This window comes from Microbacterium azadirachtae (genome assembly GCF_000956505.1).
GTDB classification, from domain to species: Bacteria; Actinomycetota; Actinomycetes; order Actinomycetales; family Microbacteriaceae; genus Microbacterium; species Microbacterium azadirachtae_A.
The window spans coordinates 26,427-42,026 of sequence record NZ_JYIX01000019.1 but is presented as its reverse complement, the minus strand read 5'-3'; the positions used below and the strand labels follow the sequence as shown (position 1 = coordinate 42,026).

At 70.3% G+C, this 15,600-nt stretch carries 14 protein-coding genes; 6 read left to right on the top strand and 8 right to left on the bottom strand.

From position 1 onward, the window contains the following. Positions 1-32: 32 nt before the first annotated feature. The gene (locus RS86_RS01440) at positions 33-569 is read right to left on the bottom strand and encodes a CGNR zinc finger domain-containing protein (protein WP_045270425.1); all 537 of its coding nucleotides are present in this window, start codon (positions 567-569) and stop codon (positions 33-35) included. A gap of 39 nt (positions 570-608) precedes the next feature. On the opposite strand from RS86_RS01440, the gene RS86_RS01435 reads away from it, so the two are divergent. From RS86_RS01435 to RS86_RS01415, 5 genes are all read left to right on the top strand, one after another. Next, positions 609-1,589 (top strand): EamA family transporter, encoded by a 981-nt coding sequence (locus RS86_RS01435; protein WP_045270424.1) that lies wholly within the window; start codon positions 609-611, stop codon positions 1,587-1,589. 93 nt (positions 1,590-1,682) lie between these two features. Further along, complete coding sequence (locus RS86_RS01430; protein ID WP_152642028.1) at positions 1,683-2,438, top strand: GntR family transcriptional regulator; 756 nt, start codon at positions 1,683-1,685, stop codon at positions 2,436-2,438. Further along, complete coding sequence (locus RS86_RS01425) at positions 2,435-3,961, top strand: MmgE/PrpD family protein (RefSeq protein WP_045270423.1); 1,527 nt, start codon at positions 2,435-2,437, stop codon at positions 3,959-3,961. Before RS86_RS01430 ends, RS86_RS01425 begins: the two co-directional genes overlap by 4 nt. 131 nt (positions 3,962-4,092) lie before the next feature. Next, the gene (gene prpB, locus RS86_RS01420; protein WP_045270422.1) at positions 4,093-5,001 is read left to right on the top strand and encodes a methylisocitrate lyase; all 909 of its coding nucleotides are present in this window, start codon (positions 4,093-4,095) and stop codon (positions 4,999-5,001) included. A 120-nt stretch (positions 5,002-5,121) separates the two neighbouring features. Next, positions 5,122-6,255: a bifunctional 2-methylcitrate synthase/citrate synthase gene (locus RS86_RS01415; protein WP_045270421.1), complete on the top strand. Its 1,134-nt coding sequence runs from the start codon at positions 5,122-5,124 to the stop codon at positions 6,253-6,255. Between the two features lie 138 nt (positions 6,256-6,393). Here RS86_RS01415 and RS86_RS01410 read toward each other — a convergent pair whose 3' ends face one another. The 7 genes from RS86_RS01410 to RS86_RS01380 form a co-directional block, all read right to left on the bottom strand. Next, complete coding sequence (locus RS86_RS01410) at positions 6,394-6,990, bottom strand: antibiotic biosynthesis monooxygenase (RefSeq protein WP_045270420.1); 597 nt, start codon at positions 6,988-6,990, stop codon at positions 6,394-6,396. A gap of 179 nt (positions 6,991-7,169) precedes the next feature. After that, on the bottom strand, positions 7,170-8,210 hold the full coding sequence (locus RS86_RS01405; protein WP_045270433.1) for an N-acetylglucosamine kinase: 1,041 nt from the start codon (positions 8,208-8,210) through the stop codon (positions 7,170-7,172). Then, on the bottom strand, positions 8,207-9,481 hold the full coding sequence (locus tag RS86_RS01400; RefSeq protein WP_045270419.1) for a 6-phospho-beta-glucosidase: 1,275 nt from the start codon (positions 9,479-9,481) through the stop codon (positions 8,207-8,209). The genes RS86_RS01405 and RS86_RS01400 overlap by 4 nt, the downstream gene beginning before the upstream one ends. Before the next feature lies 1 nt (position 9,482). Next, the gene (locus tag RS86_RS01395) at positions 9,483-10,364 is read right to left on the bottom strand and encodes a carbohydrate ABC transporter permease (protein WP_045270418.1); all 882 of its coding nucleotides are present in this window, start codon (positions 10,362-10,364) and stop codon (positions 9,483-9,485) included. After that, the gene (locus RS86_RS01390; protein ID WP_045270417.1) at positions 10,361-11,368 is read right to left on the bottom strand and encodes a carbohydrate ABC transporter permease; all 1,008 of its coding nucleotides are present in this window, start codon (positions 11,366-11,368) and stop codon (positions 10,361-10,363) included. The genes RS86_RS01395 and RS86_RS01390 overlap by 4 nt, the downstream gene beginning before the upstream one ends. Further along, complete coding sequence (locus RS86_RS01385; RefSeq protein ID WP_045270416.1) at positions 11,368-12,702, bottom strand: ABC transporter substrate-binding protein; 1,335 nt, start codon at positions 12,700-12,702, stop codon at positions 11,368-11,370. The genes RS86_RS01390 and RS86_RS01385 overlap by 1 nt, the downstream gene beginning before the upstream one ends. Positions 12,703-12,770: 68 nt before the next feature. After that, positions 12,771-13,934 carry an ROK family transcriptional regulator gene (locus RS86_RS01380; RefSeq protein ID WP_045270415.1) on the bottom strand — a complete coding sequence of 388 codons (1,164 nt, stop codon included), beginning with the start codon at positions 13,932-13,934 and terminating at the stop codon, positions 12,771-12,773. 168 nt (positions 13,935-14,102) lie between these two features. On the opposite strand from RS86_RS01380, the gene RS86_RS01375 reads away from it, so the two are divergent. Continuing rightward, on the top strand, positions 14,103-15,515 hold the full coding sequence (locus tag RS86_RS01375; protein ID WP_045270414.1) for a DUF3824 domain-containing protein: 1,413 nt from the start codon (positions 14,103-14,105) through the stop codon (positions 15,513-15,515). Positions 15,516-15,600 lie beyond the last annotated feature (85 nt).

The window sequence follows — 15,600 nt, the reverse complement described above, 5'->3', positions numbered from 1 at the left end:
GGGCCGTAGCGGCGGGAGCCTGGGGCGGGGGGCTACGCCTCCGCGCGACGGGCGCGGTAGGCGGCGACGGCGTTGCGGTTCGCGCAGACCGTGGAGCAGTAGCGCTTGGAGCGGTTGCGGGAGAGGTCGAGCGCGAGGGCTTCGCAGGTGTCGTCGGCGCAGACCGAGATGCGGGATCCCTCCTCGGCGCGGATCACGTCGATCAGGGCCATCGCGGTCTCCACGATCACGCGCTCGGGCAGCGGGTGGTCGTCGGCGACCGCGTGCAGGTGCCAGTCCAGCGGGCCGTGCCGGGCGAGGCGGGGCGTCAGGGAGATGCCGGCGAGGGCCTCGTTGACGGCGACGGCCATGTCGTCGCGCGGCGCGAGCAGCATCGTGCGCAGCTGTGCACGGATCCCTCGTAGTCCCGCCAGCTCGGCCTCGTCGCGATCGAGCCGTCCGGTGTAGCCGAACTGCCCCAGGAACGCCGCCTCATCGCTCAGAGAGGTGAGTGTGTCGGGATCCTCTGCCGAGTTCACGAGCCACACGGCGGCCCGGAGGGTCTCCTCGGTGTCATCGGTGAAGATCATGTTGACACCTTACATCCCCGCCGAGTAGCGTCACATGTCATGAGCAATGTGGCGAATGACGCGCGCGCCGTCGGCATGCGTTCCGGACTGGTCTTCGCCCTCGGCGCTGCGCTCTCCTTCGGGATGAGCGGAGCCTGGGCCCGCGGTCTCATGGACGCGGGGTGGAGCCCCGGCGCCGCCGTCACGGTCCGCATGTGGGTCGCCGCGCTCGTCCTGCTCGTGCCGACGCTGCTCGCGCTGCGCGGCCGCTGGGGGATCGTCCGGAAGCACGCCGGGATGATCGTCGTGTACGGGCTGCTCGCGGTCACGGCCGCGCAGCTGTGCTTCTTCCAGGCCGTCGCCGTCATGGACGTCGGCCTCGCGCTCCTCATCGAATACACGGCGCCGATAGCGGTCGTGCTCTGGCTCTGGCTCCGGCGCGGGGAGCGCCCCGGCGTGCGAGGCATGATCGGCGCCGTCGTCGCATTCATCGGACTCGTGTTCATGCTGGAGATCTTCACCGGCTCGCGGATCGACCCGGTGGGGGTGCTGTGGGCGCTCGGTGCGATGGTGGGCGCCGCGACCTACTTCCTGCTCTCGGGGCGCAGCGACACCGGGCTGCCGCCGATCGCCCTCGCCGGACTCGGCCTGCTGATCGGGTCGATCGGCCTGACCGTCGCCGGCGCGACCGGCATCCTGCCGATGGCCTGGAACACCCACGACGTCGCCTACCGGTTCGGAACGCTGCCGTGGTTCGTGCCGGTGCTCGCGGTCGGGGTGATCGCGACCGCGCTCGCCTACGTGCTCGGCATCGTGTCGACGCGGAGGCTGGGATCGCGCTTCGCATCGTTCGTGGCCCTCTCCGAGGTGATCGCCGCGCTGCTGTTCGGCTGGCTGTTCCTCGGGCAGCTGCCCGATCTGCTGCAGGCGTTCGGCGGTGCGCTCGTGCTCGTCGGCGTGGTGCTGGTGAAGCTCGGGGAGCCCGTCGTCGACGAGGTGGATCCCGATGCGGTTCCGGAGCCGGCCGGGGCCCTGCACTGATCTATGTATACGAAATAGCGCACATTTAGGAAAGTAGCGCCGATCAGTCGCCTTTGTGTATACACTGGCGTCATGACCATCGTCGCCGAGGGGATGCGCGCAGGGGAGTTCGCCTACCGTGCACTGCTCGAGGAGATCCAGTCCGGATCCCTCGCCGCCGGCACCGTGCTCGCCGAGGTCGAGCAGGCCGAGCGGCTCGGCGTGAGCCGCACCCCGCTGCGCGAGGCGCTGCGCCGGCTGACCGCGGACGGGCTCGTCGAGCAGCTCTCGCCGCGCATCACGGTCGTCGCCGCGATCGACGCCGACGACATCCGCGCCCTGTTCGCGCTGCGCCGCGCGCTCGAGGAGACCACAGCCCGCGCGGCCGCCTCCGCGGACGGCCGCGCGGAGTTCACGGAGCTCGCCGCCCGCTTCGCCGACGCCGCGGAGGCGCTCGGGGACGAGGAGGGGCGCGCGCAGTACTACGCGCTCATCGCGCGTTTCGACGAGGCGCTCGATGCGGCCGTCGGCAACGACTACCTCACGGCCGCGCTGCGCACCGTGCGCACCCACCTCGTGCGCGTGCGGCGGATGGCGCGCGACAAGCCCGCGCGCCTCGCCGCGAGCGCCGGCGAGCACCGGCTGATCGCCGAGGCGATCGGATCCGGAGACGGCGACCTCGCCGCGCACGCCACCCACGTCCATCTGCACAACGCGCTCGCGAGCATCCTCGACTCGCTGAACACGGAAGACCACCGCGTTTCGTCTCGCGCCGGCTCCGCCGGTGCTCGCTCAACGACCCCTGGCGAGCCCGCCGGCTCCGCCGGTGCTCGCTCAACGACCCCGTCCGGAAAGAAGGCCAGAGCATGACCGTCACCCACCACCTCCGCGTGCACCGCAGCGACGAGCAGCTCCCGCGCGAGGGGCAGCTCGCCTGGCGCATCGCCGAGATCGCGTCCGACCCGGTCGAGGTCGACGCCGACGTCGTCGACATGATCATCAACCGCGTGATCGACAACGCGTCCGTCGCGGCCGCCTCGCTGACCCGCGCCCCGGTCAGCGCCGCCCGTCAGCAGGCGCTGGATCACCCGGTCTCGGTGAACGGATCCGGATCCACCGTCTTCGGCTGCGCGCTGGAGCGTCGCACGAGCCCCGAGTGGGCGGCGTGGGCGAACGGTGTCGCCGTGCGCGAGCTCGACTACCATGACACCTTCCTCGCCGCCGAGTACTCGCACCCCGGCGACAACATCCCGCCGATCCTCGCCGTGGCGCAGCACGTGGGCTCCGATGGTCGCGCGCTCGTCCGCGGGATCGCGACCGGTTACGAGATCCAGGTCGACCTGGTGAAGGCGATCAGCCTGCACGCGCACAAGATCGACCACGTCGCGCACCTCGGTCCCGCCGCCGCCGCCGGCATCGGCACCCTGCTCGGCCTCGACGTCGAGACGATCTACCAGGCCGTCGGGCAGGCGCTGCACACCACCACCGCCACGCGGCAGAGCCGCAAGGGCGAGATCTCCACGTGGAAGGCGCACGCCCCGGCCTTCGCCGGCAAGATGGCGGTCGAGGCCGTCGATCGGGCGATGCGCGGCGAGACTTCCCCGAGCCCGATCTACGAGGGCGAGGACGGCGTCGTCGCCTGGATGCTGGACGGGCCCGACGCGTCGTACGACGTGCCGCTGCCCGTGACCGGCGAGGCCAAGCGCGCGATCCTCGACACCTACACGAAGGAGCATTCCGCGGAGTACCAGGCGCAGGCCTGGATCGACCTCGCCCGGAAGCTGCACAACGAGCGCCCGGCGCTGACGGAACCGGCGAACATCGAGTCGATCGTGATCCACACCAGCCACCACACGCACTACGTGATCGGATCCGGGGCGAATGACCCGCAGAAGTACGACCCGCACGCGTCCCGCGAGACGCTGGACCACTCGATCCCGTACATCTTCGCCGTGGCTCTGCAGGACGGCACCTGGCACCACGTCGACTCCTACGCGCCCGAGCGCGCCCAGCGCGAGGACACGGTCGCCCTCTGGCACAAGGTCACCACCGCCGAGGATGAGGAGTGGACCCGTCGCTACCACTCGATCGACCCGGCCGAGAAGGCGTTCGGCGGACGCGTCGAGATCCGCCTGACGAACGGCGAGACGGTGACGGACGAGATCGCCGTGGCCGATGCGCACCCGCTGGGGGCACGGCCGTTCGCGCGCGAGGACTACATCCGCAAGTTCCGGATCCTCGCGGGGCCGGTGCTCGAGCCGGCCGAGATCGAGCGGTTCCTCGCCCTCGTGCAGCGGCTGCCCGAGCTCACCGCCGCCGAGGTCGCCGAGCTCTCGATCGTCGCGGCCCCCGGCGTGCTCGCGACCGCGCCGGCGCCCAAGGGCCTGTTCTGACCGACCGTGTCCCGTTTTCGGCGCTGTGATGTCCCATATCCGGTTCGGAATCCCGCAGATTCCGAACCGGAAGTGGGACACGGTCACGGCGCCGGCCTGAGGAAGAACTGAGAAGAACTGAGGAGAGACTGATGCTGTACGCCACCACACCGGCCGCGGAGAAGCGGCGGATCCTTCGCGAGCGGCTCGCCGCGGGCGAGCTGCTGCGCTTCCCCGGCGCGTTCAATCCGCTCTCCGCCCGGCTCATCGAGCGCAAGGGCTTCGACGGCGTCTACATCTCCGGCGCCGTCCTGTCGGCGGATCTGGGCCTGCCCGACATCGGCCTCACCACGCTCACCGAGGTGGCGGGGCGGGGGCAGCAGATCGCCCGGATGACCGAGCTGCCGGCCATCATCGACGCCGACACGGGCTTCGGCGAGCCCATGAACGTGGCCCGCACGATCCAGACGCTCGAGGATGCCGGCCTTGCGGGCACCCACATCGAGGACCAGATCAACCCCAAGCGCTGCGGGCACCTCGACGGCAAGGCGGTGGTCGACGAGTCCACTGCGACCAAGCGGATCAGGGCTGCGGTCGACGCCCGGCGGGATCCGAACTTCCTCATCATGGCGCGCACCGACATCCGCGCGGTGGAGGGCATGGACGCCGCGGTCGACCGGGCCAAGGCCCTCGTCGACGCCGGAGCCGACGCGATCTTCCCCGAGGCGATGCGCACGCTCGCGGAGTTCGAGCGGATGGCCGCCGAGCTCGACGTGCCGATCCTCGCGAACATGACGGAGTTCGGCAAGAGCGAGCTCTTCACGACCGAGCAACTGCGCAGCGCCGGCGTGAGCATCGTGATCTGGCCGGTCTCGATGCTCCGGATCGCGATGGGTGCGACGGGGCGCGCGCTGGATACTCTGAACGAGGAGGGGAGTCTGACCTCTGCGCTCGGCGAGATGCAGCACCGGGCGGATCTGTACGACCTGATCGATTACGAGTCGTACAACCACTTCGACACGAACGTCTTCAACTTCACGATCGACACCACCGGGCGTTGAGCGCCCTTCGTCTCGCTGCGCTCGCTCAGGGACCGATAGAGGGAACGGTTCCTGAGCGAGGAGCGCAGCGACGAGACGAAGGACGCTCGACGACCACGTGAATTGCAAAGGAGCAGCACCATGAGCGACCCCGACATCAAGAAGGGCCTCGCGGGCGTCGTCGTCGACACGACGGCGATCTCGAAGGTCAACCCCGAGACCAACAGCCTGCTCTACCGCGGCTACCCCGTGCAGGAGCTCGCGGCGACCCAGCCTTTCGAGGCCGTCGCGTACCTGCTCTGGAACGGCGAGCTGCCCAACGCCGAACAGCTCGCGGCCCTGCGCGCGACCGAGCGCGAGCACCGTGCGCTCGCCGCCAACGTCAAGGCCGCGATCGACCTGGTGCCGGTCGAGGCGCACCCGATGGACGAGATCCGCACGGCGGTGAGCCTGCTCGGCGCCTCGGACGCGGTGGGATCCGGATCCGTGCTCGATGCGAGCGGCACCCCGGAGCAGAACCTCGAGCGCAGCGTCCGGCTGTTCGCCGCGCTTCCCGCGATCGTGGCCTACGGGCAGCGCCGCCGCCGTGGCGAGGACATCGTCGCCCCTCGGGACGACCTGGACTACTCCGCGAACTTCCTCTGGATGACGTTCGGCACCGAGCCGGATCCGGTCGTCGTCGATGCGTTCAACCGCTCGATGATCCTGTACGCGGAGCACTCCTTCAACGCGTCCACGTTCACCGCGCGCGTCATCACCTCGACCCTGAGCGACCTGTACTCCGCCGTGGTCGGAGCGATCGGCGCGCTCAAGGGGCCGCTGCACGGCGGCGCGAACGAGGCGGTGCTGCACATCTTCGACGAGATCGGCGAAGCGTCGAACGTGAACGCCTGGCTGGACACGGCGCTGGCGGAGAAACGCAAGATCATGGGCTTCGGGCACCGCGTCTACAAGAACGGCGACTCCCGGGTGCCGACCATGAAGGCGGCGCTGGACACTCTCGTGGAGCACTACGACCGTCCCGACGTCGAGGCGCTGTACACGACGCTCGCGAACGAGTTCGTGGCGCGCAAGGGGATCCACCCGAACCTCGACTACCCGTCGGGCCCGGCGTACAACCTCATCGGATTCGACACGCTGACCTTCACGCCGCTGTTCGTGGCGTCGCGGGTCACGGGCTGGACGGCCCACGTCATGGAGCAGGCCGCGTCCAACGCCCTGATCCGCCCGCTGTCCGCCTACGACGGCGTCGACGAGAGGCACATCGAGGTCTGACGGATCCCCTGCCCCGGTCGTCGAGCGAGCCGGAGGCGAGACGAAACGCGGTGACCCCGAGGGGTCGCCGCGTTTCGTCTCGGTCGCTGCGCGTCCTCGCTCAACGACCGTTTCTCGCGCAACGACCGTGGTGGGGCGTCAGCGGTTCAGCCAGGGGCGGATCGCGCGGGTCACCCAGGGCAGCACCCAGTACGTCATGATCGGCGTCAGGACGACGGTGGTCGCCAGCACGCGCAGCCAGATCGGCAGGCCGTTCCAGCCGGGCACAGGGCTCATCAGGTAGGTGAAGACCACGTTCACCGGGAAGAAGCCGAGCCAGATCGACACCGCCTGCTTCCAGCGCGGCGGCGAGGGCGCGACCATGACCGTGGTCGTGCCGGTCGAGGAGGGCACCGAGATCGTCTCGGTCGACGGCTCGTCGAACCAGCCCTCGATCCCGGTCCTCCGGCGGGTGCGCTCGCTGCGCACGAAGCCTTCGCCCATCGACAGCCACCAGGCGCGCTCCCTCGACGCCTCCCACGCATCGAGGGCCGCCTCATCTGCGAAGCGGTAGAGCATGTGCCAGTGGTGCGAGTCCGCGCCGTCGCGCACCCAGCCGGATCCGAGGAAGCCGGGGTGAGAGCTCGCGAGGTTCACCCCCGTCTGCACCCAGGCCGTGGCCTCGGCGATGCGTGCGGGATCGACCTCGCGGCGGATCGAGACGGTGATGGGCGCGGATGACGGCGTACCGGACATGGTGGGTCCTTCGGGGGAGTGCGTGCTTGTGGCGTCCCCGAGTGTACGCATCCCGTGTTTCCCGGATGTTGCAGGATGCCGCCGTTCAGGTCGCACTCCGCCCGTTCAGGTCGCACTTTCGGCGGCCCGAGGTGGTCGGCAGCGCCAAAAGTGCGACCTGAACGGAGAGCGCGCGGCCGTCAGGCGGCCACGGCGCGCTCGATCGCGGTGCGGGCGCGGTGCAGCACGGCGTCCGACGCGCCGCGCTGCTCGAGCAACGCCAGGCCGGCGCCCACGACGGGCCGGGCGTCGACCACCGTCGGCATGGCGTTCGGGAGATGCTCCGCGAGCCCCCGCCGCACGCCGTCGAGCAGCAGCGGGAGACGAGCGGCGATCATGCCGCCGCCGAGCACGACCGGGATCCGCGCAGTTTCAAGGCCGAGGCGGCGGGCGGCGCTCGCCGCCATCCCGACGATCTCGCCGGCCTGGCGCCGCACCAGCGTGCAGGCCACGGCATCGCCCTCGGCGGCGGCCGCGAAGACGGCCGGCACGAGCTCCGACAGCCGCTCCTCGGAAAGGCGTCCGAAGTGCACGTCCTCGATGAGCGTGGCGAGGTCGGGCCGGCCGATGCGCGGCGGAATCGCCGTGGTCAGCACGGTCGCGGGGCCGCGGCCGTCCAGGGCCCGCGCGGCGAGGCGCAGCGCCTCGGTGCCGAGATCGGTGCCCCCGCCCCAGTCGCCCGAGACCGCGCCCCAGGCGAGGAATCGTGCCGTGGCGCCGTCGGCGCGCACGCCGATCGCGTTGAGGCCCGTGCCGCAGACGACGGCGACGGCGTCCGCGGCGAGGGTGCCGGTGCGCAGCAGTGCGAACGTGTCGTTCTCCAGATGCGCGTCCACGTCGTCGTCGCCGCGGAACCACGGCAGCGGGAGGATCCGCGCGCGGTAGGCCGCGACCTCCGCCTCGTGATCGAGGCCGGAGAGGAACACGCCCACCCTCAACAGCGGCGCCCCTCCGGCCTCCGTGCGCACCCGCTGCACGGCCTCGTCGACGACGGAGACCGATGCTCCCTCACGGCCCGGGTGCACATCCGAGGGGCCGAGCCGCACGTGCGCCACGACCGCCCCCGTCTCATCGAGCGCGACGGCGTCGGTCTTGGTCCCGCCGCCGTCGATCGCGACCACGATCCCCCGGGCGGGCGCCGCGGGGTGCTCCCGTCCTGGGCGCACGGCCGGGCCGCTCATCGCGCCCATGCCAGGTGGTCCCGATTGTTCGCGAGCAGGAGGTCCGCGAGCTTCTCGGCCCGGTCCCACTGGCCGACGAGCGGGTGCGCGAGCAGGGCGCGCTCGACGAGCTCCCGGCCGCGTGCGGCGGATCCGGTGTGCCGTGCGGCGTCGAGGGCGAGCCGCTCGTAGCCCGCGACATGGCCGATCAGCCCCTGCACATCGGCCGGCAGGGGCGCGACGGGCACGGCGACGGGACCGGCCGCGCCGATCGTGGCCGACACCTCGATGACGTGGTCGTCGGGGAGGAACGGCAGCGTGCCGTCGTTGCGCAGGTTCGCGACCTGCACGTCTCCGCGATCGCTCTGCAGCGAGGCGATGAGATCCACCGCGGCCTCGGAGTAGAACGCGCCGCCGCGCTCGGCGAGGATCGCGGGCTTGGAGTCGACGGCCGGATCCGCGTAGAGCCGCAGCAGCTCCTGCTCCACCTCCATGACCTTCTCCGCGCGCGGCTGCTCGTGCCGCTGCTCCTCGAAGACGCGGTCGTGCGCGTAGTAGTAGCGGAGGTAGTACGACGGCACCATCGCGAGGTTTCGCAGCAGCGGCGCCGGCAGTTCGACCTCGTCCGCGAGCTCGGGCAGGCGGTCCCGCAGCATCGCCGGCAGCGCATCGGCGCCGTCCAGCAGCACCCCGCGCTCCCAGGTGAGGTGATTGAGGCCGACGTGCTCGAGTCGCACGCGGGTCGGATCCGCGTCGAGCATGCGCGCGAAGCGCCGCTGGAAGCCGATCGCCACGTTGCACAGGCCGATCGCGCGGTGGCCCTCCTCGAGCAGCGCCCGCGTGACGATCCCGACCGGGTTCGTGAAGTCGACGATCCACGCCCCGGGTTTCGCGTGGCGGCGCACGGCCTCCGCGACCTCGAGCGCCACGGGGACGGTGCGCAGCGCCTTGGCGAGCCCGCCAGGGCCCGTGGTCTCCTGCCCGATGCAGCACGCCTCGTGCGGCCAGGTCTCGTCGCCGAGCCGGGCCGCCTGGCCCCCGATGCGCAGCTGGATCAGCACCACATCCGCGTCGGCGACGCCCTCGACGAGGTCCGCGGTCGCACGGATCCGCCCGGGATGCCCCGCACGCGCGAACATCCGCCGGGAGACCCCCACGACCAGCTCCCGGCGCCGGTCGTCCGGATCCACGAGCCAGAGCTCGTCGATCGGCAGCACGTCCCGCAACCGGGAGAATCCGTCCGTGAGTTCGGGGGTGTAGGTGGATCCCCCTCCGATGACGGTGAGTTTCATGTCAGCCCTTCACGCCGGTCAGATTGATGCCCTCGACGAAGACGCGCTGGGCGAAGAAGAACACGATCACGACGGGGATCGTCACGAGCATGGTCACGGCCATGGTCGTGCCCCAGTCGGTGCCGTGCGTTCCGTGGAAGGTGGACAGGCCGTAGGCGACCGTCCAGGCCGACGGATTCTCCGAGGCGTACAGGAGGGGCCCGAAGTAGTCGTTCCACGAGTTGAAGAACAGGAAGATCGCGGCCGACGCGATGCCGGGCTTGGTCATCGGCACCATCACGCGCCACAGCACGCCCCACTCGCCGTTGCCGTCGATCCGCGCGGCGTCGGCGTAGGCCGTGGGGATCGTGAGGAAGAACTGCCGCAGCAGGAAGATCGAGAACGCATCGCCGAGCAGATTCGGCAGAATCAGCGGCCACAGCGTCCCGGTCATCCCGAGCTTCGAGAACATCACGTACACCGGCACGATCGTCACCTGCGGCGGCAGCAGCATCGCGACGATGATCGCGAGGAAGATGATGTTCGCGCCGCGGAAACGGATCTTCGCCAGCACATAGGCCGCCGGTACCGAGGAGAGCAGCATGAACGCCGTGGCGAGCACCGCGTAGAAGGCCGAGTTCAGGAACCACAGCCCCAGCGGCACCTGGGTGAACGCGCGGACGTAGTTGGAGAGGTCCCACGGCTGAGGCCAGATCGAGGCCGTCAGGGTCTGCCGGCTCGACATGAACGAGGTCAGCAGCACGAACAGGATCGGGGCGAGGAACAGCACCGCGAGCACCGAGAGCACGGTGTGGTCCGCGATCCAGACGAGCACCCGCCGGCCGCCGCGCACCGAGCGCGGGGGACGGGCGGATCCCGTGGTGATGAGGGCGGTCGCGGTCATGAGAAGTCCTCCGGGGAGAAGGCGCGCGACTTGCGCAGCAGCAGGGCGACGAACACGCTCGCGACCACGAACAGCACCACGGCCATGGCCGCGGCGTAGCCGAGCTGGAAGTTGGCGAATCCGCGCACGTACAGCCACTGCGTATAGGTGAGCAGCGAGTCCTCGGGATAGCCGATGTCGGCGGCGAGCCCGCCGGAGGCGGCGCCGGAGCGGCCGGACGCGACACCGGAGGCCACGGCCGCCTCGGTGAAGTACTGCAGGGCCGCGATCATGCCCGTCACGAGGGCGAACAGCAGCACAGGGGCGATCGACGGGATCGTCACGTAGCGCACCTTCTGCACGCCGTTCGCTCCGTCGAGGGAGGCCGCCTCGTACTGGTCCCGCGGCACGTTCAGGAGGGCGGCGAGCAGGATGATCATCACGTCGCCCATCACCCACACCCCCAGCAGTACGAGCGAGGGCTTCGCGAGCGCCGGGTCGTTGAACCAGAGCGGACCGGGGATGCCGAGACTCTTCAGTACGAGGTTCACGGGGCCCGTCCCCGGGTTGAAGAGGAACACGAAGGCGACGACGGATGCCACGGGCGGGACCAGTGCGGGCAGGTAGAAGATCGTGCGCCAGATCCCGCCGGCGCTCCTGGCGCGCAGCAGGAGACCTGCCACGGCCAGCGAGCAGACGATCCTGATCGGCACGAGGATCACGACGAACCAGAGGGTGTTCAGTGCGGCCGTGACGATCCGCGGATCCTTCGTGAACAGGTAGACGTAGTTGCTGAAACCGTTCCACTGCGGCGCCGAGACGAGGTCGTAGCGAGTGAACGAGAAGTACAGGTTCGCGACGAGCGGGTAGACGAAGAAGACGGCGAGACCGAGGAGTGTCGGCGCCAGCATCAGGGCGATGCTCCACCGCCGACGGCGGGCGGCGGATCCGCGCCGGCGGCGGGCGGGGGAGCCCGGGGCGTGCGGAGGAGTCTCCGCACGCCCCGGCGCGAGGGTCGCGGTCATCACGGGCCTTCGCTCAGCGCGAGCTGGTCGTCGATGTCCTTGTCGACCTTCTTCAGGCCGGCGTCGATGTCGCCCCCGCCACCGGACTGGAACTTCGTCCAGTAGCCGGAGAGCGCCACCTGGTTCGCGCTGCCGATCACGGTCGCAGGGATCGAGGTCAGGTGCGGGCTCTTCGCGATGTCGAGGAACGTGCCGAACTGATCCGGAAGGTCGAGCTTCGACGACGCGAGCGCGTCCTTCGTGGTCGGGACGTTCTTCAGGCCATTCGCGAGTTTCACGACCGCGTCGGTGTCGAAGGTCAGGTAGCGCAGCAGCGCCCAGGCGGCCTCGGGGTTCTTGGATCCCTTGGAGACACCCGCGATCGTGCCGGACGAGTACCCGCCTCCGTAGAGATCCTCATGACCGTCCAGCACGGGGAACGGCGCGACGCCGTACTTCACGTCGGGGGCCTGATCGGCGAGGAACGCGACGCGCCACTCCCCGTCGAGGTTCATCGCGAGCTGGCCGGTCTGGAAGGCCTGGCTCGCGGAGAACTCGTCGCCGAGGCCCGCCGTGAAGGCCTTGAGCTTGTCGTAGCCGATCTCGTCGATGAAGCTCTTCTGCCAGGTCATCAGCTCCTTCCAGCCGGGGGAGGACGCGATGCTGCTCTTGCCGTCCTTCATCCACTCGGCGCCGGCTGCGGCGCCGAAGACGGTGGGTGCGTTCTCGTAGGCGCCCATCAGCGGGTTGAAGCCGAGGGTCTTGATGGATCCGTCGGGGTTGTACGTCGTGAGCTTGACCGCCATCGTCTCGAGCTCGCTGAGGGTCTTGGGCGGGGCGCTGTAGCCGGCCGCCTGCAGCAGGTCGGTGTTGTAGTAGAGGCCCTGCACATCGGCGAGCATCGGCAGCGCGCACTGCTTGCCGCCGAACGAGGTGTAGCTGCGCGCGACGTCTGAAAGCTGGGACAGATCGACGCCGTCGCGATCGATGTAGGGGGTCAGATCGCGCAGCGCTCCCGAGGAGCAGAACGCGCCGACGTTGTCGACGGCCCCGGAGATGGCGACGTCGAGGCCGTTGCCCGCGGCGATCGCCTTGATGATCTTGTCGTCCTCCTGGCCGGTGCGCACGTCGACCTTCACATCGGGGTGCTTCTTCTGGAAGTCGTCGATCACGGACTGCACGACGCCGGCCTCGCGGTCGCTGAAGAACTCCCACAGGGTGACCGTGCCGGACAGGTGATCGGGCGCCTTCGTGGCGATGGCGGTGTCTGATCCGCCGGAGCAGCCGGCGAGGACGACGCCCGCGACGGCGATCGCGGCGACGGCTCCGAGCCGTGTCATGGTGTGGCGTTTCATGTGAACCTCTCTGTTCGTAGGGGCTGACGCCCCCTTCATCGCCGTGGTCCCGGGCACCCCGGGGGTGGTCAGTCGGGGAGGATCCGTGCGCGCAGACGCGATACGAGCACGTGGCGCGCGCCGAGCAGTACCGCATCGGCGGGGGCGCCGGTGGTGTGCACGGTCGGGTTCCAGCTCGACGAGGCACGCAGAGCCGCGGAGACCGCGTCGGCAAGCGGCGCCCCGCCGGCGACGCCCGTGGGGCCGCCCAGGATCACGAGCGCCGGATCGAGCACCGCGATCACCGGGGTCAGCGCGAACGCGATGCGCTGCGCCAGCGCGGGCAGGATCCTCTCCTGTTCGGGTGCGGCAGCGAGGGCGTCGAGCGCGTGCGTGTAGTCGAGGGTGATGCCCAGGGCGGTGCTCGCGACGCGCGCGACCGCGGATCCGCCGACCAGCTCCTGCAGATCCTCCGCATCCGGGTCGATCGCCATCGCCGTGCGGGGTGCCGGCAGGTAGCCGATCTCGCCCGCGCCGCCGGTCGCACCGTGCAGGATCGCGCCGTCGAGGTCGATCGAGAGGCCGAGGCCCTCGCCGAGCCACAGCAGCGCGAAGCCCGCGGCTTCGGTGCCCGCGCCCTCGGCCCGCTCCGCGATCGCGGCGAGGTTCACGTCGTTCTCCAGAGTCACGGCGATGCCGAGGCCCGCCTCGAGCTCGCCGCGCGCGTTCTGCATGGGCCAGCCGTCGAGGGTGTCCGTGAAGTTCAGGCGATCCGCGGTGGGATCCGTGGCGGCCTGCACGCCGATCACGATCTCGACGATCGCCGCGGGATCGACGGCCGCCGCCGTGCAGGCGGCGTCGATCGCGCGGCGGACATCGCCCTCGGCGGAGCGCGGGTGCGAGGCGTCGAGCGCGACGGTCGCGACCGGGTGCCGCGTGCCGCGCGCGTCGACGACGGTCGCCCGCAGCACGGTCTCGTCCACATCGATCGCGACGCCCAGGGTGTGGTCGAGCCGGACGTCGTAGGTCACCGCGTTCGGACCGCGGCCGGCGGAGAGCTCGCCCGCGGTGCGGATCAGGCCGGCCTCCTCGAGGCGTGCCACGATCTGCGCCGCGGTCGGCTTGGAGAGCCCGGTCAGCTCGCCGATGCGATTGCGCGTCAGAGGACCCTCGTCGAGGAGGAGCGCGAGCGCCGCCTGGTCGTTGCGCAGGGCGAGCCAGCCGGGGGTGCCGGGGGCGGGGGAAGACGTCATCGCAACTCCTGAAGATCTATTAGCTAAGTTTCTTTATAGATACGGGAAGCGAGCCTGTCAACCCTCACCTGCTCATCTGCCCCTGCGCGGAGAGCCCGGTGCGGTTCCGCCTGAAGCGGGGCAGTTCTGCACATCGAACGATGCGGCGCTGCTCGATAGTCTTGGTCCATGGCTACCGAGGGGGAACCGCTTCAGGGCGGGCATGAGCTCGATTTCGGATCCGGTTCGCAGAACCCGACACCGCCTCCGCCGGCTGCGACGCCGGTGCCGGAGGAGGGCGCTGCGGACGCTGCGGCCGTTCCTCCGGCTGCTCCGGAATCGCCGCCTCAGGTGCCGGAGCAGTCCTTTCCGCCGCCCGGCCAGCCGTCGCCGTACGGCGCGCAGCCGGGACAGCCGTATGGCGCGCCATCGGGGCAGCCTGACCAGGGGCAGTCGTACCCTGGGCAGCCCTACGGTGCGCAGCCGGGCCAGGGGCAACCCGCCCAGGCGTACCCCGGTCAGCCGTACGCCGCGCAACCCGGTCAGCCCTACCCTGGCCAGCCGTACGCCGCGCAACCCGGCCAGCCCTATCCCGTCCAGCCCGGTCAGGCCTATGCTCCGCAGCCGCCCCGCAAGACCTCGAAGGGACTGCTCTGGGGCCTGATCGGCGGCGGCGCGGCCCTTCTGCTCGTCGCGCTCCTGGTCGTGGCGCTGCTCGTGGTGCCGGCCATCACCCGGTCCTCCGTGACGGCCGCCGACACGGTCAAGGCCTATCTGACGGCCGTCTCGAAGGGCGACGCGAAGACCGCGCTCGGCTACCTCGAGGGTGTGCCGGACAAGACGCTCCTCACCGACGCGGTGCTGAAGGAGTCGAACAGGCTCGCCCCGATCAGCCGCATCTCCGTCGCGAAGGGCGGCGAGGGCAAGTCCACGGCCACCGTCATCGCGTCGTACCGGATCGGCGACAAGACGCTGTCGTCGGTGACCTATGAGGCCTATCGGATCAAGGACACCTGGAAGATCGCGAACGGCGTGAACCCGGTCTCCCTTGACGCCTTGCGCGGACTCGACGCGACCTTCAACGGCGTGCCGACGGCGGGCATCACGAACGCGTACGTGTTCCCCGGCGCCTATGAGATCGCACTGGATTCGAAGTACTTCTCGATCGACGGCGACACGACCTTGACGATCGCCTCCCCCGAGGACGCCGCCGCGCTGTACGACGTGAAGACCGCGCTGAACGACGCCGGAGTCGCGGCATTCCGATCGCTCGTGCGCACAGCGGTCGAGGGCTGCGTCGCGATGAAGACGCTGGCGACGCCCTGCGGCATGGACATCACGGCGATCGACCTCTCCGGCGCCAGCCCGGTGGAGGGCACCGTCACCCGCACGCTCACCGCCGACGGCAGTGCCGCGCTCGGCAACCTGGAGCCGGAGTCCAGCGGATCCTCGCCCACGGTCGTGTCCAGCTACGACTCGATCAGCGTCGACATGACGCTGCAGGGCAGCGACGGACAGACCTATACGGTCACGTTCGGCGGCTACCTGGACACCCCGACCGTCGACTTCGGAGCGGCGACCCCGACGGTGACCTGGGAGTAGCTCCCGCCCGTCCGCGGAGAGGATCCGCAGAGAAGAGAGGACCCCCGCCGACCCGATTCGGCGGGGGTCCTGCGGTTCGTGACCG

Bases quoted from the DNA above. Each gene is read 5' to 3' on its own strand.
- RS86_RS01410 (WP_045270420.1), bottom strand. From the start codon at position 6,990: ATGTCCGGTACGCCGTCATCCGCGCCCATCACCGTCTCGATCCGCCGC.
- RS86_RS01425 (WP_045270423.1), top strand. From the start codon at position 2,435: ATGACCGTCACCCACCACCTCCGCGTGCACCGCAGCGACGAGCAGCTC.
- RS86_RS01405 (WP_045270433.1), bottom strand. From the start codon at position 8,210: ATGAGCGGCCCGGCCGTGCGCCCAGGACGGGAGCACCCCGCGGCGCCC.
- RS86_RS01435 (WP_045270424.1), top strand. From the start codon at position 609: ATGAGCAATGTGGCGAATGACGCGCGCGCCGTCGGCATGCGTTCCGGA.
- RS86_RS01440 (WP_045270425.1), bottom strand. From the start codon at position 569: ATGATCTTCACCGATGACACCGAGGAGACCCTCCGGGCCGCCGTGTGG.
- prpB (WP_045270422.1), top strand. From the start codon at position 4,093: ATGCTGTACGCCACCACACCGGCCGCGGAGAAGCGGCGGATCCTTCGC.
- RS86_RS01385 (WP_045270416.1), bottom strand. From the start codon at position 12,702: ATGAAACGCCACACCATGACACGGCTCGGAGCCGTCGCCGCGATCGCC.
- RS86_RS01395 (WP_045270418.1), bottom strand. From the start codon at position 10,364: ATGACCGCGACCGCCCTCATCACCACGGGATCCGCCCGTCCCCCGCGC.
- RS86_RS01430 (WP_152642028.1), top strand. From the start codon at position 1,683: ATGCGCGCAGGGGAGTTCGCCTACCGTGCACTGCTCGAGGAGATCCAG.
- RS86_RS01375 (WP_045270414.1), top strand. From the start codon at position 14,103: ATGGCTACCGAGGGGGAACCGCTTCAGGGCGGGCATGAGCTCGATTTC.
- RS86_RS01390 (WP_045270417.1), bottom strand. From the start codon at position 11,368: ATGACCGCGACCCTCGCGCCGGGGCGTGCGGAGACTCCTCCGCACGCC.
- RS86_RS01415 (WP_045270421.1), top strand. From the start codon at position 5,122: ATGAGCGACCCCGACATCAAGAAGGGCCTCGCGGGCGTCGTCGTCGAC.
- RS86_RS01380 (WP_045270415.1), bottom strand. From the start codon at position 13,934: ATGACGTCTTCCCCCGCCCCCGGCACCCCCGGCTGGCTCGCCCTGCGC.
- RS86_RS01400 (WP_045270419.1), bottom strand. From the start codon at position 9,481: ATGAAACTCACCGTCATCGGAGGGGGATCCACCTACACCCCCGAACTC.